Origin of the sequence: Pseudonocardia kongjuensis, from assembly GCF_039526905.1 — a bacterium.
In the GTDB taxonomy this organism is placed as follows: Bacteria; Actinomycetota; Actinomycetes; order Mycobacteriales; family Pseudonocardiaceae; genus Pseudonocardia; species Pseudonocardia kongjuensis.
The window spans coordinates 493,003-517,372 of record NZ_BAAAJK010000006.1 but is presented as its reverse complement, the minus strand read 5'-3'; the positions used below and the strand labels follow the sequence as shown (position 1 = coordinate 517,372).

Here is a 24,370-nt window from a genome sequence, read left to right as displayed (position 1 = left end):
CCGAGCAGGGAGAGCTGATGGACGACATCTTCATCGTGGGGATCGGGATGACGCCGTTCCGCCGGCAGGCCGACCGGTCCGTCAAGGACCTGGTCGCCAGTGTGGTCGAGGAGGCGCTCAAGGACGCCGACACCGACGCCACGGCCGTCGACACGGTCGCCTTCGCGAACACCATGCAGGGTGCGCTCGAGGGACAGCACGCCGTCGCCGGCCAGATGGCGCTGCGCGGACTGGGCTTCGGCGGGAAGCCGGTCCTCAACGTGGAGAACGCCTGCGCGAGCGGCTCCTCGGCGCTGCACGTCGCGGTGAACCAGCTGCGGGCCGGCGTCGGCGACGTGGCGCTGGCCGTCGGCGTCGAGCGGATGAGCCACGACAAGGCGGGCGCCACCGAGTGGTTCAAGGGCGCGTGGGACGTCTACGAGTCCGACCGCAACGTCGAGTCGCTGCTGCGCATCGGGAGCGGAGTGCCGACACCGTCCGATGTGGAGGAGCCCGACCCGGGCCGCAAGAGCCAGTTCATGGACGTCTACGCGGCCCTGATGAAGCACCACATGGCGACCTACGGGGTGACCGAGCGGCAGCTCGCCGCCGTCGCGTCGAAGGACCACTGGCACAGCACCATGAACCCCTTGGCCCAGTACCAGCGGGCGTTCACCGTCGAGGAGGTGCTCGCCGCGCCGATGATCTCGTGGCCGATCACGCTGCCGATGTGCTCACCGCACACCGACGGTGCCGCTGCGGCGATCGTGTGCACCCGGGCCGGGCTGGCCCGGCTCGGCCGCTCGCGAGCCGTGCGGGTGGCGGCCTCGGTGGTCGGCACCGGGGTCCCCCGGGACAGCGCCGATCTCGACCAGCACGTCGCGCGGCTGGCGGCCCTGCGGGCCTACGAGATCGCCGGGGTCGGTCCGGAGGCGATGGACCTCGCCGAGGTGCACGACGCGACCAGCTTCGGCGAGATCCTGCAGGTCGAGAACCTCGGCCTGGTCGAGCGCGGTGACGGCGGCCCGGCCTCGGAGCGCGGCGAGACCACGCTCGGCGGCCGGCTGCCGGTGAACACGTCGGGCGGGCTGGTCTCCAAGGGACACCCGATCGCCGCGACCGGACTGGGACAGATCCACGAGATGGTCACCCAGCTGCGCGGCGAGGCCGGTGCGCGCCAGGTCCCCGGCGACCCGACGTGGGCCGTCAGCCAGAACGGCGGCGGTTTCACCGACATCGAGGACGCGGTCGAGGTCGTCACCGTCCTCACCCGCGACCGGTAGCCGGAGGCCGCCATGACCGCACTGGTCGGCGCCGCAGTGCAGCGGCGCGAGGACCCGGCCCTGATCACGGGCCGCGGCTCCTACACCGACGACGTCACGCTGCCGCGCACCGGTCATCTCGCCTGGGTGCGCAGCCGCACGCGCACGCCGAGATCCTGGGTGTCGACAGCACCGCCGCCCGGGAGCTGCCCGGGGTGCTCGGGATCTGGACGGCCGACGACCTCGACATCGCAGGCATGCGGTCGCTGCCCGGCGTCGACCGGCCGTGCCTCGCCGCCGGGCGGGTCCGGTTCGTTGGTGAGGGCGTGGCCGTCGTCGTGGCGGCCGACCGGCAGATCGCGGCGGACGCCGCCGCACTGGTCGAGGTCGGGTACCGGGAGCTCCCGGCCGCGGTCACGGTGCAGCAGGCGCTGCGGGACAGCGCGCCGGCCGTGCTGCCGGGCTTCGCGTCCAACGTGGTCGCGGAGCAGGAGCTGGCCGCCGATCCGGTCGTCGAGCAGCTTGCGGCCGCACCCCACCGGAGGCGTCTGGAGCTGCGCAACCAGCGGGTCGCCCCGCTGCCGATGGAGACGATCAGCTGCCTCGCGGACTGGACGGATTCGGGGCTGACGGTCTGGGCGACCACCCAGGCCGCGCATCGGCTGCGCAACGACCTCTGCGACATGCTCGGCCTGCGGCAGGACTTCGTGCGGGTGATCTCCCCGGACGTCGGGGGCGGGTTCGGGGCCAAGGCCTGCTTCTACCCCGAGTACCTGCTCTGCTGCGAGCTCTCCCGGCAGCTGGGGCGACCGGTCAAGGCGGTCGAGACCCGCAGCGAGAGCCTGCTGGCCATGGCCCACGGCCGGGCCCAGCACAGCGAGATCGAGATCGGGTTCGACGACGACGGCCTGCTGCTGGCGATGGACATCACGCTCACCCAGGACAGCGGCGCCTGGCCCGAGCCGGTCGGTGTCGGGCTGCCCACGCTGACCGCCTTCATGTCCGGTGGCTGCTACCGGATCGGCCGGATCGCCGCTCGGTACCGCTGCGTCACCACCCACACCACCCCGGTCTCGGCCTACCGGGGCGCCGGCCGGCCCGAGGCCACCTACCTGATCGAACGCGTCGTCGACGAGGTGGCCGTCGCGCTCGGCCGGCTGCCGGAGGACATCCGCCGGGTCAATCTGGTCCGGCCGGACCAGATGCCCTACGCCACGCAGTTCGCCGGGATCGTCTACGACGAGAGCGACTACCCGCGCCTGCTCGACGAACTGCTCGGCCACCTGAAGCCGGACGCCGTGCGCCGCCGGGCCCGCGAGCTGCGCGAGCAGCGGGCGGAGGTCGCCGTCGGGGTCGGCCTGTCCACCTGGGTGGAGATGGGCGGGTTCGGCCCGTCGGCGAGCCTGCAGGTGTTCGGCTACCTCGGGGGCTGGGAGAGCGCGCAGGTCCGGATGAACCCGGACGGCTCGGTCGTCGTGCTGGTCGGCACCACCCCGCACGGGCAGGGCCACGAGACCACCTTCGCCCAGATCGCGGCCGACGCCCTGGGCATCGGCATGGACGCGGTCACGGTCCTGCACAGCGACTCCCGGGTCGTGCAGGAGGGGATCGGCACCCTCGGGAGCCGGGGCATGGCGGTCTGCGGGCCGGCCGTGCACCGGGCCGCCGGTGAGGTGCGGGCGAAGCTGATGGACGTCGCCGCGGAGCTGCTGGAGTCCTCGGTCGAGGACGTCGAGCAGGACGGCGAGACCTTCGCCGTCCGCGGGGCGCCGGGATCGCGCGTCGACCTGCGGGCCGTCGCGACCGCCGCGTACGACCCGGCGACGGTCCCGGAGGGGCACGGGATCGGGCTGCAGGCGACGAACGTCTTCGAGCCCGCCAACCTCTCCTACCCCAGCGGGGCCCACGGGTGTGAGGTCGAGGTCGATCTCCGGACCGGGCTCGTCTCGGTGCTCCGCTACGTCGCGGTCGACGACTGCGGAGTGATCATCAATCCGCTGCTGGTCCGTGGCCAGATCGAGGGCGGGCTCGCCCAGGGGGTGGGCCAGGCGCTGATGGAGATCGTCGACCACGACAGCCGGGGCCACCCGCTGGCGCGCACCCTCGCGGACTACGCCGTGCCGAACGCTCCGGACCTGCCCGCCTGGGAGTGCCACCACATCGAGGTCCCCACGAGTTTCAACCCGCTCGGCGCGAAGGGGGTCGGGGAGGCCGGGACCACGGCCGCGCCGCCGGCCGTCGTGAACGCCGTGCTCGACGCGCTCCGCCCGCACGGGGTCACCGCCATCGACATGCCCCTCACCCCCGAGCGGGTCTGGGCGGCACTCGACGGCGCCCGGGGCCCGGCCGAGGCCATCACCGACACGGAGGTCGGCACGTGAACCACGAGATCAGCATCGTCGTCAACGGCGAACACCGGACCACACTCGTCGACTCGCGTCGCCTGCTGGTCCACCACCTGCGCGAGGATCTCGAGCTCACCGGGACCCACGTCGGCTGCGACTCGAGTACCTGCGGAGCGTGCACCGTGCTCGTCGACGACCGGCCGACCAAGTCCTGCACGGTGCTCGCCGCCTCGGTCGACGGATCCCGGGTGCTGACCGTCGAGGGCCTCGCCGATCCCGGCGGGCACTCGCCGGTCCAGCGCGGCTTCCGGGCCCGGCACGGCCTCCAGTGCGGGTTCTGCACATCGGGGATGCTCGTCGCCGCCACCGCGCTGCTGGCCGATCAGCCGGATCCGGACGATCGGGCGATCCGCGAGGGGCTCGAGGGCAACATCTGCCGCTGCACGGGCTACCAGACGATCGTGGAGTCGGTGCGCTGGGCGGCCGAGCACGGCGGCGCCGGGAACGCGGCGACCGCGCACATCGCGGCCGCCCGGGAGCCGTCGTGATCCCGGCGCAGGTCGACTACCTGCGGCCGACCTCGATCGCGGAGGCGCTGGCCCGCCGGGCCGACTCCGGCGGACGGTTCCTGGCCGGGGGCCACTCGCTGCTGCCGCTGCTCAAGCTCCGCCAGGTGACGACGCCGGCGCTCGTCGACGTCTCCCGGCTGGCGGAGCTGCGGCAGATCGTCGAGGACGACGACGGTGTGGTGATCGGGGCATCGGTCACCTACGCCGAGCTCGTGCGTTCCGCCGCCGTCGGCCGGGTGGCGCCGGTGCTGGCACACGCCGCGGGCACCGTCGGCGATCCGCAGGTCCGGGCGTACGGAACGATCGGTGGCAGCGCAGCCCAGGCGGAGCCCGGTGCCGACATGCCCGTCGTGCTGCTGTGCCTCGACGCCCGGTTCGTCATGGTCGGGCCCGACGGTGAGCGACGCGTTCACGCCGACGGGTTCTTCCGCGGCGCCGGTCGGACCGCGATCCGGGACGGGGAGCTGCTGGCCCGGATCGAGGTCCCGGACGCGGGTTCCGCCCGGTGGGCCTACCGGAAGTTCCGCCAGCGCAGCCACGAGTGGGCACTGGTCGGCGTGGCGGTGACGGAGACGGGGGACCGGACGTCGATCGCGGTGAACGCCGGGCCGGTCCCGGTGCGGGCAACGGCCGCCGAGCAGCTGCTGCGCGTGGGCGGCTCGATCGACGCGGCGGCCGCGGCGGCCGGCCGGCAGCTCGCCGATCCCGCCCTCGCCGACCACCGGGCGAGCGCGGCGTACCGGACACACCTGACGTCGGTGCTCACCGAGCGGGCCCTGCGGGACGTCCGAGCCGGTGTGCCGGAGCGGAGCGGCTGAACCGGGCGACCGGTGGATCTCCGGCCTCCTGCACGGTGCGTGCAGGAGGCCGGTCGCTCATGCGCCGCTGACCCGGCTGTCCTGCCCGGACCAGTACGGATCGCGCAGGGTGCGCCGCTGGAGCTTGCCCACCACCGACTTCGGCAGCGGTTCCCGGGTGAGCCGTACCGCGGTGGGCTTCTGGTAGCTGCCGAGCCGCTCGGCGACGTGCGTGCTGACCTGCTCCTCGGTGACCGTCGCCGACGGCGCGACACGGCACACCGCCATCGGCGTCTCGCCCCACTTCTCGTGCGGGATGCCGAACACGGCGACCTCCTCCACCCCGGGCAGGTCGGCGATCACGGTCTCGAGCTCGGCCGGCCAGATGTTGAAGCCACCCGAGACGATCATGTCGTCGACCCGGTCGAGCACGTAGAGATAGCCGTTGGCGTCGATCCTGCCGATGTCGCCGGTCCTCACCCAGCCGTCGACCAGCCGCTCCGCGGTGCGTTCCGGGTCGCCCCAGTAGCCGCGCATCTGCGCCTCGACCCGGGTCCAGATCTCCCCGATGCCGTCCGGGCCCAGGACGTCGCCCTCCGGGCCGCGGACCTCCAGCCGGCAGAACGGCAGGACCCGTCCGGCCGACCGCATCGGGGTCGAGCCCGCGAGCTCGGCCGACCACTCGTCCGGCGTCATGATCGTCAGCGGGGTGGCCTCGGTCTGCCCGAACACCTGGTGGAGCACGTCCCCGAAGACCCGCCGCCCGGCGAGGATCGTCGCGTCGGTGATCGGTGCCCCGCCGACCAGGATGCAGCGCAGCGCCGTGAGGTCCCGGTCTGCCGTGGAGGGATCGGCGGCCAGCGCGGCCAGCATCGACGGGGCGGCGAAGGTGTGCGTGACCCGGTGCCGCTCGGTCAGGTCGAGCACGGCGGGCACGTCGAAACGCCCGTAGAGCAGGTTCGCCGCCCCGGCAAGCCAGGCCGGGAGGAACAGGTACCCGGCGGCGTGCGAGATCGGGGCGGCGTGCCCGACCACGGAGTCCCAGTCCAGCCGGGGGAGCCGGTGGTACCAGTTGCGGCAGTTCACCAACCAATCGTGCTGGGTGTAACCGACCCCCTTCGGTCGGCCGGTGGTGCCCGAGGAGTGCCGCACGATGTACCAGGCGTCCGGCGCGACCTCGACCAGCGGGTCGACGTCGGACTGGCCGGCCAGCCAGTCCTCGTAGGTCCCGTCGCGGACCACGACGTGCTCGAGGCAGGGGATCTCCGCGTCGAGACCGAGCACCCCGTCGGCGTGCGCCGCCTCGGCGACCACCACCCGGACCCCGGTCTGGCGGATCATGACCTCGTGCGAGCGCCGCGCGTTGCCCGGGTACAGCGGGACCCGCACCGCCCCGGCGATCGCCGCACCGAGGAACAGGTCGGCGGCGCCGAGGGTGTTGTCCTCCACCGCCGCGACCCGGTCACCGGGCCGGACGCCCAGTGCCCGTAGCCCGTTTGCGACCCGGACGCCGCGATCCCACGCCTGCGCGAACGTGAGTGTCACGTCCCGCGTGATCAGTGCGGTGCGGTCGGTATGGAACCGCACCGACTGGCGCATCAGTCCTGGAACATCCATCGGTATCGCCCACTCACCTTTGACATGGACCCGGTGGGAACGGGCGGTCGTGTCCGCCGGCCCGATCCCGCCGGTGCCGCTTCCGGATTCCGTTCGACGGGCAGTTCTCGAGCTCCTGCGCCGCGTGGGTGCCCGGCATCCACGCGGGACCGGTGGACCGGTGGCCGGGGCGCGGCGTCGTCCGGCCCCGCGGTCCGCAGAGATCCGAGGCAGCACGCGCGTCTCCCATGACTTCGCCCACCGGTGGTTTGAAGTTTTACTGGAGCGGACCGGTCGACGCAAGGGAGGTTTGCGACGCCGGCCGGCCCGCCGGACTGGCAAATTCAACCCAGTGTTTGGTAGAACTAGGCACTGACGAGTGCCGACGGCGGCCTCGGAGGAGGGCATCATGACCGCGGAGCAGGTGCTGCTCGTCGCACACGACGGCCCCGTCACGACCGTGACGCTGAACCGGCCGGAGCGGCTGAACGCGATCGGGCCGGAGACGGTGGCGGCGCTCGACGCGGCGCTCGACGACCTGCCGCCGCAGAACCGGGTACTCGTGATCGCCGCCCGCGGCCGGGCGTTCTCGGCGGGCGGCGACCTCACGGCGATCTCGACGCTGGCCGGCGACGACGCGCTGGAGAGGTTCCACGCGTCGATCTCGGCCGTGCTGCGCCGGATCGAGCTGCTCCCGGTCCCGGTGGTCGCCGCGGTCAACGGGATCACGGTCGCCGGCGGTCTCGAGCTCGTGGCCGCATGCGACATCGCGGTCGCCGCGGAGTCGGCGACCTTCGGCGACGGGCATCCCCGGTTCGGGCTCCTCCCCGGCGGCGGTGGCTCGGTGCGGCTGCCCCGCCGGATCGGGGTGACCAGGGCGAAGTACCTGATGTTCACCGGGGAGTCCGTCCCCGCCGCGACGATGCAGGCGTGGGGCCTGGTCTCCCGGGTCGTTCCGGACGACGCACTCCGGCCGGCGGTCGAGGAGCTCAGCGGGCTGCTGGCTGCACGGAGCAGGGACGGGCTGGCCCGGATGAAGGACCTGATCGACACCGGGCTGGAGAGCACGCCGGACGACGCGCTGGCGCGCGAGCAGGTCGTCGTCGGCGAGCACACCGGGTCGGCGGACTACCACGAGGGGCTCGCCGCGTTCCGGGAGCGCAGGGCCCCGCGATGGTGAGCGGTGCCCTGCGCTCCCCGGGTGTCAGGACGGGCTGAACTCCGTCGGCTCGGTGATCACCTCGACCAGCGTCGGACGCTCGGCCCCGGCACAGTCGGCGAGCGCCTCGCGCAGCTCCGCCAGGGTGGTGACCCGGCGCCCGGGCACCCCGAACCCGGTGGCGATGTCGGCGATCCGCGGCCCGGAGATGTCGACGCCGGGATAGATCCCGGCGGCGAGCGCGTCCCCGCCGAAGCGTTGCAGCGCGGAGCCGACGGCCGCGTAACCGCCGTTGTTGAGCACGACGTAGGTGACCGGCAGGCCGCTGCGCGCGGCCGACCACAGCGCGGGCAGCCCGAACTGGAACACGCCGTCGCCGAGGACGGCGGCGACCCGGCGGCCGGGCATCCCCATCGCGATGCCGAGCGCCGCGCCCATGCCCCAGCCGAGCGAGCCGGACGTCGACACGAAGTAGTCGTCGCCGCCCGCCTGGTGCGCGCGCTGCTGCAGGATGCCGCCCGCGGTCGTGGCGTCACCGACCAGCGCGCTGCCGCGCAGCGCACCGGTGAGCACGTCGACGACCTCGCCGGGCCGCAGCACCGCGCCGCCGGACGGGGTGCGCGCCGGGACCGGCGGCGGAGCCGGGAGCGTCCGCGGCCGCTGGTCGGCGAGCGCGGCCGCCAGCGCGTCGACGACCAGGCCCTGGTCGCCGACCAGCCCGACGTCCACGCCGTGGATCATCGCGATGTGCCGGGCGTCGGCGTGGCCGTGCACCACCGGAACCCCGTCGGGCAGCGGCGGCACCCGGGCCGGCTCGAACTCGTTGAACAGCCGGGCACCGAGGAACACCAGCAGGTCGGCGTCGCGCACCAGCGGATGGTCCGGCGAGTACTGGCCGCGGAAGTGCGGGTGGTCGGTGGGGAAGCCGGGGCGTTCGAAGCCGCGCCGGTCCTCGTGCAGCACCGGCAGCCCGAGCTGCTCGCTGAGCGCGACCAGCTGCCCGACCGCGCGCACCCGGGCGATCTCGTTGCCCGCCACCAGCACCGGCCGGTCCGCGGTGACGAGCAGATCGGCCGCCGCGCGGACCGGGCCGGCCGCGGGCGCGGTGCGCGAGTCGAAGCGGAACCGGGCGGCCTCGGGGACCGGCACCGGCTCGTCGTCCTCCAGGAGGTCCTGCCCGATCCCGACCCAGACCGGCCCGGCCGGCTCGGTGAGGGCGGTCCGCACGGCCCGGTTGACGTCCTCGGGCACGGCCGCACTGCTCAGCGACTGCCAGTCCGACTTCACGTACTGGTGCACCAGGTCGCGCATCCGGCGCCCGGTGGTGAACCCCTCGCGGGCCTGGATCGAGGACGGCTTGAGCCCGTTGAGCAGCACGACCGGGGAGTAGCCGAGCTGGGCCGCGTAGAGGTGGCTCAGGCCGTTGGTGAGCCCGACGTTGGCGTGCAGGTAGGCGACGGCCGGTTCCCGGGTGACCCGGGCCAGGCCGTCGGCCATCGAGACGGCGACGCCCTCGTGGGTGGTGAGCACGGGCTCGACGTCCTTGCGGTGCACGAGCGCGTCCAGCACGGCCGCCTCGGTGCTCCCGGGGCAGGTGAACAGCCGATCGACACCCCAGTCGCGGAGCACGTCGAGCAGCGCCTGTGCGGCAGGCCGGGACATGGGTCCTCCGGAGGTCAGGGGTGGGTGACGAGTTCCATCAGGTGCCGGCGCAGGGTTCCGAACGCCTCGCCGGACCGGGTCGCGAGCTGCGAGCGCGGCTGCTCCAGCGGCACGTCGACGATCTCGGCGACCCGGCTCGGCGCCCCGCTGAGGACGACGACGCGATCGGCCAGGTACACGGCCTCGTCGATGTCGTGGGTGACCAGCACGACGGTGATGCCGAGCTCGGCGCGCACCCGCAGGATGAGGTCCTCCAGGTCGAACCGGGTCTGCGCGTCGACCGAGGCGAACGGCTCGTCCATCAGCAGCATGTCCGGCCGGTGCGCGAGCGCGCGGGCGATCGCGACCCGCTGCTGCATCCCGCCGGAGAGCTGCCACGGGTAGCTGCGGCCGACGTCGCCGAGTCCGACGGCGTGCAGCACCTCGGCGATCCGCTCGTCGCGCTGCTCGCGGCCGACCCCCGCCACCTTCAGCGGGACGGCGACGTTGCGGTTCACCGACAGCCACGGGAACAGCGAGCGGCTGTAGTCCTGGAACACCACGCTGAGTCGCTCCGGCACCGAGTCCAGCGGGGTGCCCTCGAACCGGACCTCGCCGGTGGTCGGCGGCAGCAGCCCGCTCAGGCAGCGCAGCAGGGTGGTCTTGCCCGCCCCGCTGGGACCGACGACGCAGACGAACTCGCCGAGGCCGACGTCGAACGTGACGTCGTCGATGGCGAGCCGCTCGGTGGGCCGGCCGGTGTTGTAGCTCTTGCGCAGCGACCGCACGGACAGCACCGGCTCGACCGCCGGGGTGTGGCCGGTCCCGGCCGGCGTCGTCAGGGGTTCGGTCATGGGGGTCAGCCCTTCTGCTCGACGGCGCGGGCGCCGATGTACCAGCCGAGAACGACACGTTCGACGGCGATGAACGCCACGGTCAGCACGCTCCCGACGACGGCCAGGACGACGATCCCGGTCCACATCTCGGTCATCGCGAACCGCTGCTGGGCGTCGAGGATGAAGAAGCCGATCCCGGCCCGGGAGGCGATGAGCTCGCTCACCACCATCATGATCACGGCGATCTGCAGGCTGTGCCGCAGCCCGGCCATGATCTGCGGCATCGCGCCCGGCAGCACGACGGTGGCGACCGTGCGGGCCGGCGACATGTGCAGCACCCGGGCGGTGTCGAGCTTGACCGGGTCGACGCCGCGCATGCCGTCCAGGGTGTTCAGCAGGGTCGGCCAGATCGCGGCGAGCACGATGATCGTGACCTTCATCGACGAGCCGATGCCCATCAGCGCGACGATCGCGGGCAGCAGCGCCGCGGTCGGCACCACGTAGACGAAGTACAGCACCGGGGAGACGGCGTGCCCGAGCCGGTGGAAGCGCCACAGCAGCGCCCCGATGCCGACGCCGAGCAGCCCGGCGAGCGGGTAGCCGATCGCGAAGTGGCCCAGGCTGGACCACAGCTCGCTGCGGGCGTCGCCGACGATCCACAGCTGGTACAGGCTGGTGACGATGTCGCGCAGCGGCGGGAAGAAGGTGGAGGTGCTGGTGTCGGACAGCACCCACCACAGCACCAGCAGGAGCGCGAAGAACCAGAGCCGCCAGATCTGGGTGAGCGGCCGCCGCCACGCGGGCGGCCGGGCCGGCCGGCCGGGGGCGGGGGCGGGTCGGGTCCCGGGTCGGGTGGTGGTCACGCTCGGGCCCCCTTCGCGGCGGCGTTGCGCTGGCTCTCGTGCCAGTGCAGGACGCGGCGTTCCAGCCAGCTGAACGCGCTGGTCACCAGCACCCCGAGCACCCCGGTGACGAGGATGAAGGCGTAGGTGGCGGGCAGCCGCTCGGGCCCGGCGTTGACCGAGCTGAGGATGCTCAGGCCGAGGCCCTCCGCGCCGCCGATCAGCTCGGCGATGATGGTGAGGATCAGGCCGACGGCGGCCGCGACCCGGATGCCGGTGGCGACGAACGGCGCGGCGCTCGGCAGGGTCACGGTGCTGAACCGGCGCAGCCCGCGCAGCCGCAGCACGGTCGCGGTGTCCCGGACCACCGGGTCGACCGCGCGCACCCCGTAGATGACCTGGATGACCAGCGGCCAGAACACGCCGAAGGCGACCAGGAAGACCTTCATCTCGGTGGTCGCGCCCCACACGACGATCGCCAGCGGCAGGATCGCGATGACCGGCACCGTCTTCACGAACTCGACGACCGGGATGACGCTGAGGTAGGCGAAGCGGTTCAGCCCGAGCAGGGTGCCGACCGAGACGGCCAGCGTGACCCCGATCAGCACGCCGGCCGACCAGCCCCGCAGGGTGTCGCCGATCGCCGTCCACAGCTCCGCCGAGACGAGCTGGCGGCCCAGCTCGGCCATCGTCGCCGTCATGCTCGGGAAGGCGCCGGCGTCGACCAGCCCGGACCGGCTGACCGCCTCCCACGCCCCGAGCAGGACGGCCACCACCAGCACCCGGGCACCGGCCCGGAAGACCGGTCCGTCGACGAACGGTTCGCGCCGTGGTGGTGCGGCACGGTCCGCGTCCGGCCCGCCGGCACCGGCGGAACCGGTGCCGTGCGGGGAGTCGAGCCAGAGGGTTGACATCCGCAAGTCCCTGTCGTCGGAGCTGTGGTGGGCGGGGTCGGGCCTATCCGGTCGCGCCCGGCTGCCAGACCAGGTCGCCGGGCTCGACGGTGCTGTCGATCGCGCCCTGCTCGGCCATGAGGTCCTGGATGGTGCCGATCGACTCGACGTTGATCTCGGGCACCCAGTTGCTCGGGATCACCTGGGCCCTGGCCTCCTCGGGGGACAGGTCCAGGTGCTCGACGAGGGTGTCCAGGGTCTCCGGCTCGTTGTCGCGGGCGTACTCGATCGCCTCGGTCATCGCGGCCTGGAAGTCGCGGGCCAGCTCGGGATCGCGCTCCAGTGCCTGCGCGGTCGCGGCGTAGCAGTAGATGGTGCTGTTGGGCAGCAGGTCCGAGCTGGGGTTGGCCAGGGTGACCGCGCCGGCGTCGACGGCCTGCTCGACGTACGGCGAGGTGATCACCGCGGCGTCCACCCGGCCGTCGGCGAGTGCCTGGGGCATCTGCGGGAACGGCATCGCGACGAACTCGGTGCCGGTCGCGCCGGCGTCCTCGATCATCTTCTTGGCGCCGATCAGGTTGATGCTGGCGAGCTGCACGACGGCGACCGTCCGGCCGGCCAGGTCGGCGAGGTCCTGCACGCCGCTGTCGGCGGAGGCGACCAGCGCGCTGGCGTCGCGGTCCGGGCTCACCTGGCCGTCGATCGGGCTGACGCACTGCACCGGGGTGCCCTCGCGGTTGGCGTTGATCAGGACCGGGGTGGTGACGAAGCCGAAGTCGGCCTGCCCGGCGACGAGCGAGGCCACGACCGGCACCGGCGACGCCGCGCGCTGGATGTTCACCTCGATCCCGCGTTCGGCGAACATCCCCTTCTCCATGCCGAGGAACAGCACGGCGTTCGGCGAGAACGGGACGATGTTGACGGTCACCTCGCGCAGGTCGCCGTCGGCACCGCCTGCCCCGCCGGTGCCGCAGGCGGTCGCCACGAACATCGTGGCCGCCAGGGCACCGGCCATCAGTCGCTTGCGCACAGTTCCTCCAGAACGCGTCGTTGCGGCCACTGCGGCAGGGGAGCGGACCGGCGCCGCAGTGCCGGAGGTCAGCTCGTCGGAGGGCGGTTCGCGCCTCCTGGATCGCCGGTCGAGATGCGAGTCACAGTAAGTCGGTACCGTGCAACTGTCTACGTATGTGGACTTATATTCGGTGTTATTCCGCAGTGTCGAATTGCACCGATTCAAGCGAGAGGCTAGTGCGGGCGCCGCAATCTCTCCCGCACCAGATCGGCGGCGCGCAGCACGACCGGCGCGAAGTCGGTGATGGCCTCCCGGGAGCCGGTCCGGCTGATCGGGGCGGCGACGCCGAGCCCGGCCAGCGGGTGCCCGAGGGTGTCGCGCAGCGCGACCGCGACCGCGCAGACGCCGTCCGAGCTCTCCTCCCAGTTGACCGCGAACCCGCGGGCGCGGATCTCGGTGAGCTCGGCGCGCAGGTCGGCCGCGGACGTCATCGCGGCCGGCGTGGTCGCCGCCGGGAGCTCGTCGCCGGGATAGCGCCGGTCGATCTCCTCGTCCGGCAGGCCGGCCAGGATGGCCTTGCCGACCGCGGAGGCGTGCGCCGGCCGCACCACCCCGGTCCGGTTGCCGACCCGCACCGAGCGCGGGCTCTCCACACAGTCGACGAACCGGATCGTCGCGCCCTCCAGCACGGCGAGGCTGGCCGTCTCCTGGGTCTCCTGCTGGATCTGCTCCAGGACCGGGCGGGCCACCCGCCGGATGTCGATCCGGCTGACCGCCGCGAGCCCGACCTCGTAGAGCGCGGGGCCCGGCCGGTAGGCGCCGTTGGGCCGGTCCTGGCTGACGAACCCGCGCCGCCGCAGCGTGGTGAGCAGCCGGTGCGCGGTGGACCGGGCGACGCCGAGCAGCTCGGCCGCCTCGGCGACGCGCAGCGCCTGGCGCTCGCCGATCAGCTGGAGCAGCAGCAGGACGTTGTCCGCGGACGTGGTCGGTGATCCGATGCCCGGTTCCGTCGGTTGCGGCAGTTCGTTCGACATAGCGGAACTGTAGCCGAGAGTGTGCTCAATACCGGAAAACTCTGGTTAACCTCGCCGCATGACCCGTGACCCAGCCCTCCCTCCGGTCCCGCCCGGCGAGCGGCCCGTCGCCGTCGTCGGGGGTGGCCCGGTCGGGATGACGGCCGCCGCGGCGCTGGTGTGCGCCGGTGTCCCCGTCGTGCTTCTCGAGCTCAACGACGAGCCGCGGCCGGACTGGCGGGCGAGCACCTTCCACGCGGCCACCCTGGAGCTGCTCGACACCATCGGCATCACCGCGCAGATGCACGACGAGGGTCTCGTCGTGCCGACCTACCAGTTCCGGGACCGGCGCGACGGGCTGGTCGCCGAGTTCGACTTCCGGCTGCTCTCCGACGCGACCCGCTACCCCTACCGGCTGCAGCTCAACCAGCAGCACCTGGTGCGGATGCTGCACGACCGGCTGCGCACCGAGCCCACCGCGCAGCTGCTGTTCGGCACCCGGCTGACCGGCCTGCGGCTCGACGACGGCGGCGCACTGCTCACCGTGCTGGGCCCGGACGGCGAGCGCGAGATCGCCGCGTCCTACGTGATCGGCGCCGACGGGCCGCGCAGCACCGTGCGCGGCGCGCTCGGCGTGGAGTTCGACGGCTTCACCTACCCCGAGCGGTTCGCCATCACCTCGACGTCGGTCGACCTGCAGGAGCTGCTGCCCGATCTCGGGCACGTCAACTACGTGGCGGACCCGGAGCAGTGGCTGTTCATCCTGCGCACCCCCGAGTCGTGGCGGGTGGTGTGGCCGGTCCCGCCCGGCCTGACCGACGACGAGGCCCGCGACCCGGAGCTGCTGCAGGGCCAGCTGCAGGCCGTCGCGCACCGCCCCGGCGGCTACCCGGTGATCGACCACCAGGTCTACGGCGTGCACCAGCGGGTCGCGTCGTCGTTCCGGTCCGGCCCGGTGCTGCTGGCCGGCGACGCCGCGCACATCAACTCGCCGATCGGCGGCGTCGGGCTCAACTCCGGCATCCACGACGCGATGGACGCCACCCGCCGGATCGCCCGGATCCTGCGCGAGGGCGCCGATCCGGAGTCCGAACTGGACACCTACGACCGGATCCGGCGCACCGTCGCCGTCGAGTACGTGCAGGCCGACACCCAGCGCAACACCGACCGGCTGCGCGAGCGCGACGAGTCGGTGCGCCGCCGCCACCAGGACGACATGCGGGCCATCGCCGCCGACCCGGAGCGCGCCCGCGCCTACATCCGCCGGGTCTCGCTGCTGGAGAGCGTGCAGCGCTTCGGCATCGGGACGCCGCCCGCCGAGCTGGAGCTGGAGGGACTGCGATGACCGCATCGGCCGACACCGAGCTGGACGAGCTCTACCGCGATCTCGACGCGGTCGACCTCCGTCCGCTGTGGACGATCACCGAGCAGCTGCTCACCCCGGCGCCGCGGCCGCGCGCGGTGCCCTGGCTGTGGTCCGCGGAGACGATGAAGCCGCTGGCCCGGCGCGCGATCCGGCTGGTGCCGGTCGAGCGCGGCGGCGAGCGGCGGGTGCTCAGCCTGCAGAATCCCGGCCTCGGCGGGCTGCCCTACGCCGCCGGGACGCTGTGGGGCGCGCTGCAGTGCCTGGGCCCGCGCGAGTCGGCGCCCGCGCACCGGCACTCGCCGGGCGCGATCCGGTTCGTGCTGGAGGGCTCCGGCGTCTGGACGACCGTCGACGGTGACGCCTGCGACATGCACCCCGGCGATCTCGTGCTGACCCCCGCCTACGCCTGGCACGACCACGTCAACGGCGGGGACTCCGAGATGTTCTGGTTCGACGGCCTGGACCTGCCGGTCGTCGAGGCGCTCGACGCGATCTTCTTCGAGGGCTATCCCGGGCCGGGGGAGCAGCAGCCCGAACCGGCCGAGCACAACCGCTCCGAGCGGGCGCACACCGGCGGCGGACTGCACGCCGGTCACGTCGACGGGCCGCTCGATCCGGCGCACTCGCCGCTGCTGGTCTACCGGTGGACCGACACCGACGCCCGGCTCACCGAGCTGGCCGCGCTCGACGACGATCCGCTGACCGTCGTCGAGTTCACCAACCCGGTCACCGGCGCGAGCGTGCTGCCGACGCTGTCCTGCGCGGTGCACCGGGTCCGCGGCGGTGCCCGCAGCGCGCCGGTGCGGCGGGCCGGGAACGCCGTCGTCGTCGTGTACCGGGGGCGCGGGTCCAGCGTGATCGACCAGAAGCGGTTCGACTGGGGCCCGGGGGACATGTTCGTCGTCCCGTCCTGGTCCGCCGTCGAGCACGCCGCCGACGAGCAGGCCGACCTGTTCGTGCTCAGCGACGCCCCGATCCTGCGTGCACTCGGGATCTACCGGGAGCAGACGCTCGCCGGACCGCAGGCCGTCACCGACCGCTTCACCCCCCGCTGAGGAGACCACCGTGAAGATCGCACTGTTCGACAGCGCCGACGGGGCGGCCCGGCTCGGCGTGGTCGACGACGCCGCCGGGACCCTCGTCGACGTCACCGCCGCCCTGCCCTGGCCGCACGATCCCGATCCGGTCACCGCGGGCTGGTGGCGCGGTCTGTGCCGGGACTTCCACACACTCGGCCCGGCGCTCGCCGACGCCGCCGCGGCCGGCACCCCGGTCCCGCTGTCCGGGACCGCAGTGCGGGCGCCGGTGCTCGGCCCGTCCAAGATCGTCGCCGCGGCGTCCAACTACGCCGACCACGTCGCCGAGATGCACGACGTCCAGGAGCGCACGCTGGGCCGGGTCGAGTCCTGGATGATGAACTTCGACATCTTCCTCAAGGCCCCGTCGTCGGTGGTCGGGCCGGGCGCGTCGATCGTGCTGCCGCCCGACGTCGTCGCCGCCGGGCACGAGGTGCACCACGAGTCCGAGCTGGTCGTGGTGATCGGCCGCGGCGGCCGGGACATCCCGGCGGAGTCCGCACTCGACGCCGTGCTCGGCTTCACCGCCGGGCTGGACATCACCGTGCGCAGCGCCGCCGACCGGTCGCGGCGCAAGAGCTACGACACCTTCACCCCGCTCGGGCCGTGGATCGCCACCGCCGACGAGATCGGCGACGGCTCCGACCTGGACATCGAGCTGGTGTGCGGCGGCGAGACCCGGCAGTCGGTGAACACCCGCGATCTCGTCGTCCCGGTCGCGCAGATCGTCGCCTACGCCTCGTCGATCATGACCCTGAACCCCGGTGACCTGCTGTTCACCGGCGCGCCGCCGGGCGTCGGGCCGATCTCGTCCGGCGAGAAGCTCGAGATGAGCATCAGCCGGATCGGCGCCATGGACGTCACCGTCACCTGATCCGCCCCGCCGACCCCCAGGAGAACCGTGAATTCCGGAGCCGTGACCGCCCTGCCCCTGCTGCCCACCTCGCTGGTCGGGAGCTACGCCCAGCCGGAGTGGCTGATCGACCGCGCCCGGCTCGCCGACCGGTTCCCACCGCGGGTCCGCGCCAAGGAGCTGTGGCGGGTCGCGCCGGACCTGCTGCCCGAGGCGCTCGACGACGCGACCCTGGTCGCGATCCGGGCCCAGGAGGAGGCCGGGCTGGACATCGTCACCGACGGCGAGGTCCGCCGGGAGAGCTACTCCAACCATCTCGCCACCGCGCTGGACGGCGTCGACGTCGATAATCCGGGCACCGCCCTGGACCGCAGCGGGCACCCGAACCCGGTCCCGCGGATCACCGGCCCGATCCGCCGCCGCGGCCCGGTCCAGGTCGACGATCTGCGCTTCCTGCGGGAGCACACCCGGGCGACCACGAAGATCACCATCCCGGGCCCGTTCACGATGAGCCAGCAGGCGCAGAACGACCACTACCCGGACGCCGAGGCGGCCGCGATGGACTATGCGGCGGCGGTGAACGCGGAGATCCGGGACCTGCACGCGGCGGGTGCGGACGTGGTGCAGATCGACGAGCCGTACATGCAGGCGCGGCCGGATGCGGCGCGGGCGTACGGGCTGGCGGCGTTGAACGCGGCGCTCGAGGGTGTGTCGGGGACGACGGCGGTGCACATCTGTTTCGGGTACGCGGCGATCATCCACGAGCGGCCGGAGGGGTACTCGTTCCTGCCGGAGCTGGCGGACTGTCCGGTGGATCAGGTGTCGATCGAGACGGCGCAGTCCGGGCTGGACCTGGGCGTGCTGGCCGACCTGTCCGGGAAGACGATCATCCTGGGGGTGATCGACCTGTCGGATCCGGAGGTGGAGACGGCCGACGTCGTCGCCGGACGGGTGCGCCGGGCGTTCGGCCACACCACCCCGGAGCGGATCGTCATCGCCACCGACTGCGGCATGAAGTACCTCCCGCGCGCCGTCGCCGACGGGAAGATGCGCGCGATGTCCGGTGCCGCGCGGATCCTGCGCGCCGAACTCGCCGCCTGACGCCCGGCGCGCCCGGCCCGGGACCGTGACACCCGGGCCGGACGCGCCCCGGCTCAGCGGCGGATGCCGTCGATCAGCGCGTCCAGGAACAGATCGGCCAGCTCCTCCGGGCTCAGGTCGCCGTCCGGGGTGAACCACAGGTAGGTGTAGTTCAGCATCCCGAGCAGCCCCTTCACCAGCAGCCGCGGCGTCGGCCGCAGGAGCCCGCTGCGCACGCCCTGGTCGAGGGCCTGGCGCCAGTAGCCCTCGTAGCGTTCCCGGGCGGCGACGACCGCGTCCCGCCGCTCCCCGGTCAGCGCCCGGTACTCGCGGAAGAACACCGCCCACTCGGACCGGTGGTCGGAGATGTTGCGCACCAGCACCCGGGCCATCTCGCGGAGCAGCTCGTCGGCGGGCAGCCCGCGGTCGAGGACCTCCTCGGCGGCCGCGTTCATCGAGTCGACCTGGTCCTTGCTGATCGCGTAGAGGACGGCCTCCTTGCTGCCGATGTAGTGGTAGAGCGCGCCCCGGCCGAGCCCGGCCGCGCGGCCGAGCTCGGCGATCCCGGTGCCGTGGTAGCCGTTGCGGGCGAACAGTTCCGCCGCGACCGCGATCACCCGTCGCCGGTTGACGTCGTACGACATCACCGTCATCGCCCGCCCCCGCTCCTGTCCCCGTCTCGCCGTACCCGGCCCGGCGACGAGGCTAGTGCCCCGCCCGGTGGCCTCACACCGGCAGCGGATCGAAGGCGTCGTCGAAGGTGTAGCCGTCGAGCAGCGCGCGGGCCGCGACCAGGTACTGCACGGTGGGCGGGCCCTCCTCCAGCCAGTTCAGCCGGGCGTCCCGGTAGAGGCGTTCGATCGGGTGCGCCCGGGTGTAGCCGATGCCGCCGTGCACCAGCAGCGCCCGGTCGGTGACCCGGCCGACGGCCTCCAGCCCGAACTGCTTGAGCAGGCTGGCCTCGGCCGGGATGCGGCGGCCGCGGTCCCACTTGGCGGCGACGTCGGCGAGCATCCCGCGCAGCGCGTAGATGTCGACGGCCATCTCGGCGAGGTAGCGCTGCACCGCCTGGCGCTCGGCGATCGGCCGGCCGAAGGTGACCCGCTGCTCAGCGTAGGACCGGGACAGGTCGAACGCCCGGGTCGCGGTCCCCAGCGACGACGCCGCGATGAACACCCGGCTGATCTCCAGCGCGCGTTCCAGGTGCGCGATCCCGTCGCCCTCGGTGCCGACCAGGCCGGTGGCCGGGACCCGGACGCCGGTGAAGGTCAGCTCGCCGTGCTCGGCGCCCTTGCAGCCCATCGTCTCGGGCAGCGCGGCGATGGTCAGGCCGGGGGTGTCCCGGCCGACGATGATCGCTGACACGTCCCGGGGCCCGGTCCTGGCGAGCACCAGGAAGTGCGACGCGATGTCGGAGTTGGTGATCAGCCACTTGCGGCCGTCGATCACGTAGTCCTCGCCGTCCCGCCGGGCGGTGGTGGACAGGTCCATCCCGGTGCCGTTGCCCGGCTCGGTGAGCGCGAAGGCGAGCGAGTGTTCACCGGTGGCGGCGCCGGGCAGGATCTCCGCGCGCTGCTGCTCGTCGCCGATCTCGGACAGCGCGTGCGCGAACGAGTTGTGCACGTGCACCAGGGTCCGGATGCCGCCCTGGATCTTCGCGAACTCGGCGAGGATCGGCAGGTACTGGGCGATCGAGAGGCCGGAGCCGCCGTAGCGGCGGGGGACGATCAGCCCGAGCGCGCCGCACGAGCGCAGCGCGGGCATGACGACGTCGAGCGGGATCCGCTCGGTGTCCTCGATCTCGCGCTCCAGCGGATCGAGCACGGACCAGATCGTGTCGAACACCCGCTCACGCAGCGCGGTGTACTCGTCGTCGGGCAGGCCGGTGGCCATGATCGGGGTACCTCCTGAAGGGTTCACAGGGACCAGCCGCCGTCGGCCGTGAGCACCGAGCCGGTGCAGAAGGTGGCGTCGTCGGCGAGGAAGACGGCGGCGCGGGCGATCTCGTCGACGGTGCCGAACCGGCCGAGCAGGGTCGCCGAGGCGATCCGCTGCCGCGACCGGTCGGGGACGGCCGAGGTCATGTCGGTCTCGACGAAGCCGGGGGCGAGCACGTTGACCCGCACCCCGTCCGGGGCGAGCTCCTTGGCCAGCGAGCGGGCGAACCCGACCAGCGCGGCCTTGCCGGCGGCGTAGGCGGTGTCCCCGGCGAAGCCGACCTCGCCGACCACCGACCCGACCAGCACGATGCTCGGCTCCGTCCCCCGGGTGAGCAGCCCGGTCGCGGCGCGGACCAGCGCCGCGGTCCCGCCGAGGTTGGTCCGCACGACCTCCCACCACAGGTCCGGGTCCATCGTGGACAACCGGCCGCCGTGCCAGACGCCGGCGTTGAGCACCAGCGAGTCGAGCCGGCCCCAGTGCTCCCGGACCCGTTCGACGGCGTGCTCCGGGCCGGCCGGATCGGTCAGGTCCAGCGCGATCGGGAGGGTCCGCCCGCCGGCCTGCTCGCTGACGGCGCTGTGCCCGGATCGCGAGGTGCAGGCGACCCGGCCGCCGCGGTCGAGCAGCAGCCGGGCGATCCCGGCGCCGATCCCGCGGGACGCCCCGGTGACCAGGGTGGTGCGCGGCTCACCCACGGCTGCCGTCCTGCATCCGCAACCGGGCCCGTTGCAGCTTGCCGACCTCGTTGCGCGGCAACGCCTCGACATAGCTGAACAGTCGCGGCCGGGCGTGCGCCCCGATCCGCTGCCGGACGGCGTCGCGCAGCTCGCCCTCCAGCACCTCGGCCGGCGGGTGATCGGCGTCGCGGACCAGGACGGCGCGGACGACGGTGGCCCCGCCCGGCCCCGTCCCGGCGACGGCGGCCGCCTCCCGGACCGCCGGGTGGTCGGCCAGCACCCGTTCCACCTCGACCGGGCCGATGTTGTAGCCGGAGGCGACGATCATGTCGTCGGCCCGGCCGAGGAAGCGCCACCGCCCGCCGGGTGCGGGCGCGGCCCGGTCGCCGGTGACGAACAGGTCGCCGCGCAGGCGCTCGGCCCACGCCTGCGGCCGGTTCTCGTAGCCGTCGCAGAGCTGGTGGCGGGGCCGCCGCACGGCGATCAGGCCGTCCGCGCCGGGCTCGACCGGGTCGCCGGCCGGATCGACCAGCAGCACGTCGAACCCCGGTACCGGGCCGCCGAGGGTGCCGGGTTCCGGCGGCGTCCCGTCCGCGAGGTCGGCGAGCACCATGCCGACCTCGGTCAGCCCGTAGCCGTCCCGCACGGCGGGCCCGCCGGCGCTCCGCCAGCCGGTCGCGGTCCCGGCGTCCAGCGGCTCGCCCGCCGCCGCGGCCACCTGCAGCGTCGCCGGGGCGCCGTGCTCGCGCAGCGGACCGAGCAGCCTGCGGTACGCGCTGGGGGCAGCGGCCAGGCAGGTCACCGACTCCTCGCGGACCACCCGCCACCACGCCTGCGGATCGAAGTCGCCGCTGTAGAGCACCCGGGGCGAGCCGAGCGCCATCGGCGCCGCGCCGGTCGAGTAGAGCCCGTAGGCCCAGCCCGGGTCGGCGGCGGTGAACACGGTGCTGCGCGGCCCGGCCCCGAGCGAGTACCGGGCGAACGGCAGCACCGACAGCAGCGCCGAGTGCGGCATCGTGCACGCCTTCGGTTCGCCGGTGGTCCCGCTGGTGAACAGCAGGGTCGCCAGGTCGGCGGCCGAGGTGTGCCGGTCCGGGCCGTCGTCGGCGGCGGCCAGCGCGGCCCGGAAGTCGGTGTCGCCCGGTGCGACCGGCGATCCGTCCCGGGCCGCGACGGTGAGGACGACGGCGTCGCTGTCGGCGGCGGCGAGTGCCGCCGCCGCGGCCGCCCGCCGGGCGTGGTCGACGACCAGCAACCGGGTGCCGGAGGTGCGCAGCCGGTAGGCCAGCGCGTCGGTGCCGAGCCCGCCGAACAGCGGGACGAGGACCAGCCCGCTGCGCCAGGCCGCCAGCGCCACGATCCAGCTCTCCACCTGGCGGCCGAGCAGCGCGGCGACCCGGTCCCCGCGGCGCAGCCCGGCCCCGGCGAACACCCCGGCCGCGCGGGCGGCGGCGCGGTACAGCTCGGCGTGCGTCCACCGCTCCCGCGACCCGTCCGGGTGCCGGACGACGAGTGCGAGCCGGCCCGGGTCGGCGGTCCACCGGCCGCACGCCTCCTGGGCGGTGTTCAGCCCGGTCGCCGGGTCCCGGGACAGGCCCCGCTCGACGTCGTCCCAGACGGTCACAGGTCCGCGTACCGGATCAGCCCGCGCACGTTGCGGCCGTCGAGCATGTCCCGGTAGCCCTGGTTGACCTCGTCGAGGGTGTAGGTGGCGGTGACCAGCTCGTCGAGCTTCAGCTCGCCCTCGGCGTAGAGGTCGAGCAGCCGCGGGATGTCGATCCGCGGGTTCGCCGACCCGAACAGCCCGCCCCGGATCTGCTTCTCGTAGCAGGTGAGGGTGAACAGGTCGAGATCCACCTTCAGCTGGTCGCCGGGTGCGATCGCGGTGATCACCAGCACCCCGCGCTTGCCGGCCAGCTGCAGGCACGGCTCGATCAGCGCGCCGTCGGCGGTGCTGGTGGTGAGCACGACCCGCTGCGCCATCGTGCCCCGGGTCAGCTCCCGGACCAGCTCGAACGCCTCGGCCACCGACGCGGCGGTGTGCGTCGCACCGAACACCTTGGCCCGGTCACGCTTGAACTCCACGGTGTCGACGGCGACGATGTCGCGGGCCCCGGCGTAGCGGGCGCCCTGCACGGCGTTCATCCCGATGCCGCCGGCGCCGACGACGACCACCGTGTCGCCCGGCTCGGTGCCCGCGGTGTGGAACGCCGAGCCCCAGCCGGTGGTGACGCCGCAGCCGACCAGCGCCGCCTTCTCCAGTGGCACGTCCTCGCGGATCTTGACGACGTTGGCCTCGTTCACCACGGCGTACGGCGCGAACGTCCCGAGCAGGCACATCGTGCCGACGCCGCGGCCGCGCGCGGTGACCCGGTGCGTCCGGTCGGACAGCGCGACCCCGCCGAACAGGTGCGCGCCCAGGTCGCAGAGGTGGGTGCGGCCGGAGACGCAGGAGAAGCACCGCCCGCAGGACGGGATGAAGGCGAGCACGACGTGGTCGCCAGGGGCGAGCCCGGTCACCGCGGAACCGACCTCCTCGACGACGCCCGCGCCCTCGTGGCCGCCGAGCATCGGATCGAGGCCGACGTAGACACCGGAGTCGATGTGGTCGTCGGAGTGACACAGCCCGGAGGCGGCCAGCTTCACCACCACCTCGTCCGGACGCGGGTCGCCGAGCTCGATGTCCTCCACGGCCCAGCCCTTGCCGGCTCCGGGCTCCCAGCAGATCGCGCCTCGTGTCGTCCTCATCGGATCCTCCTCCGGTGGCGGCACCGCTCCGTCGCGGTGGCCTGCCGGCTCAGGAGAACATCCGGGCCGTCCTGATCGCAATAGTCTTGGACCGATCGGTACGCAGATATTCCGACGGCCCGACGGATGGTTTCACCAGGCAGTACGGGTCACAGATGCATTGTCAGTTCGGATCGTGTACCGGTCGTGCCGGAAACGGACTCAGCCGGGCGCGGGAGATGGCAGACTGCCCCGGTGAGCGAAGCAGCCCCGACCGTCATCACCAGTCACCGCGTCGTCGCCGCACCCGCGGCGCAGCTGTTCGAGCTGATCGCCGACCCGGCCCGCCAGCCGGAGTGGGACGGCAACGACAACCTCGCCGAGGCCGCCCCCGGGCAACGGGTCCGCGGCGTGGGGGAGGTGTTCTCGACCCTGCTCACCCAGGGCAGCGTCCGGGAGAACCACGTCGTCGAGTTCACCGAGGGCCGGCTGATCGCCTGGCGGCCCTCGGAGCCGGGCCGCCGGCAGCCCGGCCACCTGTGGCGCTGGGAGCTGGAGCCGCTCGACGACGGCAGCACCCGGGTCGTGCACACCTACGACTGGACCGACCTGACCGACTCGAACCGTCTGGTCCGGGCCCGGGCCACCACGGCGGACATGCTCAGCGCCTCGCTGGACCGGCTGGCGGCCCTCGCCGAGTCCTGAC

At 73.5% G+C, this 24,370-nt stretch carries 22 protein-coding genes; 10 read left to right on the top strand and 12 right to left on the bottom strand.

Annotation, left to right across the window (positions count from 1 at the left end):
* Positions 1-17 precede the first annotated feature (17 nt).
* From ABD160_RS10095 to ABD160_RS10080, 4 genes are all read left to right on the top strand, one after another.
* Complete coding sequence (locus tag ABD160_RS10095) at positions 18-1,262, top strand: thiolase family protein (RefSeq protein WP_344020781.1); 1,245 nt, start codon at positions 18-20, stop codon at positions 1,260-1,262.
* Positions 1,263-1,456: 194 nt separating this feature from the next.
* Positions 1,457-3,622 (top strand): xanthine dehydrogenase family protein molybdopterin-binding subunit, encoded by a 2,166-nt coding sequence (locus tag ABD160_RS10090; RefSeq protein ID WP_344020779.1) that lies wholly within the window; start codon positions 1,457-1,459, stop codon positions 3,620-3,622.
* Positions 3,619-4,134, top strand: coding sequence for a (2Fe-2S)-binding protein (locus tag ABD160_RS10085; protein WP_344020777.1), 516 nt, complete (start codon positions 3,619-3,621; stop codon positions 4,132-4,134). Before ABD160_RS10090 ends, ABD160_RS10085 begins: the two co-directional genes overlap by 4 nt.
* Entirely contained in the window at positions 4,131-4,973 is an 843-nt protein-coding gene (locus ABD160_RS10080) for an FAD binding domain-containing protein (protein WP_344020775.1), read from the top strand. The genes ABD160_RS10085 and ABD160_RS10080 overlap by 4 nt, the downstream gene beginning before the upstream one ends.
* Before the next feature lie 57 nt (positions 4,974-5,030).
* Here ABD160_RS10080 and ABD160_RS10075 read toward each other — a convergent pair whose 3' ends face one another.
* Positions 5,031-6,551 carry a class I adenylate-forming enzyme family protein gene (locus ABD160_RS10075; RefSeq protein ID WP_344020917.1) on the bottom strand — a complete coding sequence of 507 codons (1,521 nt, stop codon included), beginning with the start codon at positions 6,549-6,551 and terminating at the stop codon, positions 5,031-5,033.
* Between the two features lie 406 nt (positions 6,552-6,957).
* Between ABD160_RS10075 and ABD160_RS10070 the strand changes: the two genes are divergently transcribed.
* A complete protein-coding gene (locus tag ABD160_RS10070) occupies positions 6,958-7,728 on the top strand; it encodes an enoyl-CoA hydratase/isomerase family protein (protein ID WP_344020773.1) in 771 nt (256 codons plus the stop codon).
* A gap of 24 nt (positions 7,729-7,752) precedes the next feature.
* Here the strand turns inward: ABD160_RS10070 and ABD160_RS10065 are convergent, their stop codons facing one another.
* From ABD160_RS10065 to ABD160_RS10040, 6 genes are all read right to left on the bottom strand, one after another.
* Positions 7,753-9,369, bottom strand: coding sequence for a thiamine pyrophosphate-binding protein (locus tag ABD160_RS10065; protein WP_344020771.1), 1,617 nt, complete (start codon positions 9,367-9,369; stop codon positions 7,753-7,755).
* A gap of 14 nt (positions 9,370-9,383) precedes the next feature.
* Entirely contained in the window at positions 9,384-10,202 is an 819-nt protein-coding gene (locus ABD160_RS10060; RefSeq protein ID WP_344020769.1) for an ABC transporter ATP-binding protein, read from the bottom strand.
* A gap of 5 nt (positions 10,203-10,207) precedes the next feature.
* Complete coding sequence (locus ABD160_RS10055; protein WP_344020767.1) at positions 10,208-11,047, bottom strand: ABC transporter permease; 840 nt, start codon at positions 11,045-11,047, stop codon at positions 10,208-10,210.
* Positions 11,044-11,940, bottom strand: coding sequence for an ABC transporter permease (locus ABD160_RS10050; protein ID WP_344020765.1), 897 nt, complete (start codon positions 11,938-11,940; stop codon positions 11,044-11,046). The genes ABD160_RS10055 and ABD160_RS10050 overlap by 4 nt, the downstream gene beginning before the upstream one ends.
* A gap of 43 nt (positions 11,941-11,983) precedes the next feature.
* Positions 11,984-12,949, bottom strand: coding sequence for an ABC transporter substrate-binding protein (locus ABD160_RS10045; protein ID WP_344020763.1), 966 nt, complete (start codon positions 12,947-12,949; stop codon positions 11,984-11,986).
* Positions 12,950-13,164: 215 nt separating this feature from the next.
* Positions 13,165-13,965 (bottom strand): IclR family transcriptional regulator, encoded by an 801-nt coding sequence (locus ABD160_RS10040; RefSeq protein ID WP_344020761.1) that lies wholly within the window; start codon positions 13,963-13,965, stop codon positions 13,165-13,167.
* Between the two features lie 58 nt (positions 13,966-14,023).
* On the opposite strand from ABD160_RS10040, the gene ABD160_RS10035 reads away from it, so the two are divergent.
* From ABD160_RS10035 to ABD160_RS10020, 4 genes are read left to right on the top strand one after another with little or no spacing between them, the layout of a single operon-like run.
* Entirely contained in the window at positions 14,024-15,289 is a 1,266-nt protein-coding gene (locus tag ABD160_RS10035; RefSeq protein ID WP_344020759.1) for an FAD-dependent oxidoreductase, read from the top strand.
* Entirely contained in the window at positions 15,286-16,365 is a 1,080-nt protein-coding gene (locus ABD160_RS10030; RefSeq protein ID WP_344020757.1) for a cupin domain-containing protein, read from the top strand. The genes ABD160_RS10035 and ABD160_RS10030 overlap by 4 nt, the downstream gene beginning before the upstream one ends.
* A 10-nt stretch (positions 16,366-16,375) precedes the next feature.
* Positions 16,376-17,260, top strand: a complete 885-nt coding sequence (locus ABD160_RS10025; protein ID WP_344020755.1) for a fumarylacetoacetate hydrolase family protein — start codon at positions 16,376-16,378, stop codon at positions 17,258-17,260.
* Between the two features lie 42 nt (positions 17,261-17,302).
* Positions 17,303-18,340, top strand: a complete 1,038-nt coding sequence (locus tag ABD160_RS10020; protein ID WP_344020753.1) for a 5-methyltetrahydropteroyltriglutamate--homocysteine methyltransferase — start codon at positions 17,303-17,305, stop codon at positions 18,338-18,340.
* Positions 18,341-18,393: 53 nt separating this feature from the next.
* On the opposite strand, the gene ABD160_RS10015 is transcribed toward ABD160_RS10020, so the two are convergent.
* From ABD160_RS10015 to ABD160_RS09995, 5 genes are all read right to left on the bottom strand, one after another.
* Complete coding sequence (locus ABD160_RS10015) at positions 18,394-18,972, bottom strand: TetR/AcrR family transcriptional regulator (RefSeq protein ID WP_344020751.1); 579 nt, start codon at positions 18,970-18,972, stop codon at positions 18,394-18,396.
* A 73-nt stretch (positions 18,973-19,045) separates the two neighbouring features.
* Entirely contained in the window at positions 19,046-20,212 is a 1,167-nt protein-coding gene (locus tag ABD160_RS10010) for an acyl-CoA dehydrogenase family protein (protein WP_344020749.1), read from the bottom strand.
* A 23-nt stretch (positions 20,213-20,235) separates the two neighbouring features.
* Positions 20,236-20,955: an SDR family NAD(P)-dependent oxidoreductase gene (locus ABD160_RS10005; RefSeq protein WP_344020746.1), complete on the bottom strand. Its 720-nt coding sequence runs from the start codon at positions 20,953-20,955 to the stop codon at positions 20,236-20,238.
* Positions 20,948-22,561, bottom strand: coding sequence for an AMP-binding protein (locus ABD160_RS10000; RefSeq protein ID WP_344020744.1), 1,614 nt, complete (start codon positions 22,559-22,561; stop codon positions 20,948-20,950). The genes ABD160_RS10005 and ABD160_RS10000 overlap by 8 nt, the downstream gene beginning before the upstream one ends.
* Positions 22,558-23,685, bottom strand: coding sequence for an NDMA-dependent alcohol dehydrogenase (locus ABD160_RS09995; RefSeq protein ID WP_344020742.1), 1,128 nt, complete (start codon positions 23,683-23,685; stop codon positions 22,558-22,560). The genes ABD160_RS10000 and ABD160_RS09995 overlap by 4 nt, the downstream gene beginning before the upstream one ends.
* Positions 23,686-23,919: 234 nt before the next feature.
* On the opposite strand from ABD160_RS09995, the gene ABD160_RS09990 reads away from it, so the two are divergent.
* On the top strand, positions 23,920-24,369 hold the full coding sequence (locus ABD160_RS09990; protein WP_344020740.1) for an SRPBCC family protein: 450 nt from the start codon (positions 23,920-23,922) through the stop codon (positions 24,367-24,369).
* Position 24,370 lies beyond the last annotated feature (1 nt).

Coding starts and splice junctions, on each gene's coding strand:
- ABD160_RS10060 (WP_344020769.1), bottom strand. CDS start 10,202: ATGACCGAACCCCTGACGACGCCGGCCGGGACCGGCCACACCCCGGCG.
- ABD160_RS10030 (WP_344020757.1), top strand. CDS start 15,286: ATGACCGCATCGGCCGACACCGAGCTGGACGAGCTCTACCGCGATCTC.
- ABD160_RS10015 (WP_344020751.1), bottom strand. CDS start 18,972: ATGACGGTGATGTCGTACGACGTCAACCGGCGACGGGTGATCGCGGTC.
- ABD160_RS10010 (WP_344020749.1), bottom strand. CDS start 20,212: ATGGCCACCGGCCTGCCCGACGACGAGTACACCGCGCTGCGTGAGCGG.
- ABD160_RS10065 (WP_344020771.1), bottom strand. CDS start 9,369: ATGTCCCGGCCTGCCGCACAGGCGCTGCTCGACGTGCTCCGCGACTGG.
- ABD160_RS10075 (WP_344020917.1), bottom strand. CDS start 6,551: ATGCGCCAGTCGGTGCGGTTCCATACCGACCGCACCGCACTGATCACG.
- ABD160_RS09995 (WP_344020742.1), bottom strand. CDS start 23,685: ATGAGGACGACACGAGGCGCGATCTGCTGGGAGCCCGGAGCCGGCAAG.
- ABD160_RS10095 (WP_344020781.1), top strand. CDS start 18: ATGGACGACATCTTCATCGTGGGGATCGGGATGACGCCGTTCCGCCGG.
- ABD160_RS10035 (WP_344020759.1), top strand. CDS start 14,024: ATGACCCGTGACCCAGCCCTCCCTCCGGTCCCGCCCGGCGAGCGGCCC.
- ABD160_RS10040 (WP_344020761.1), bottom strand. CDS start 13,965: ATGTCGAACGAACTGCCGCAACCGACGGAACCGGGCATCGGATCACCG.
- ABD160_RS10050 (WP_344020765.1), bottom strand. CDS start 11,940: ATGTCAACCCTCTGGCTCGACTCCCCGCACGGCACCGGTTCCGCCGGT.
- ABD160_RS10070 (WP_344020773.1), top strand. CDS start 6,958: ATGACCGCGGAGCAGGTGCTGCTCGTCGCACACGACGGCCCCGTCACG.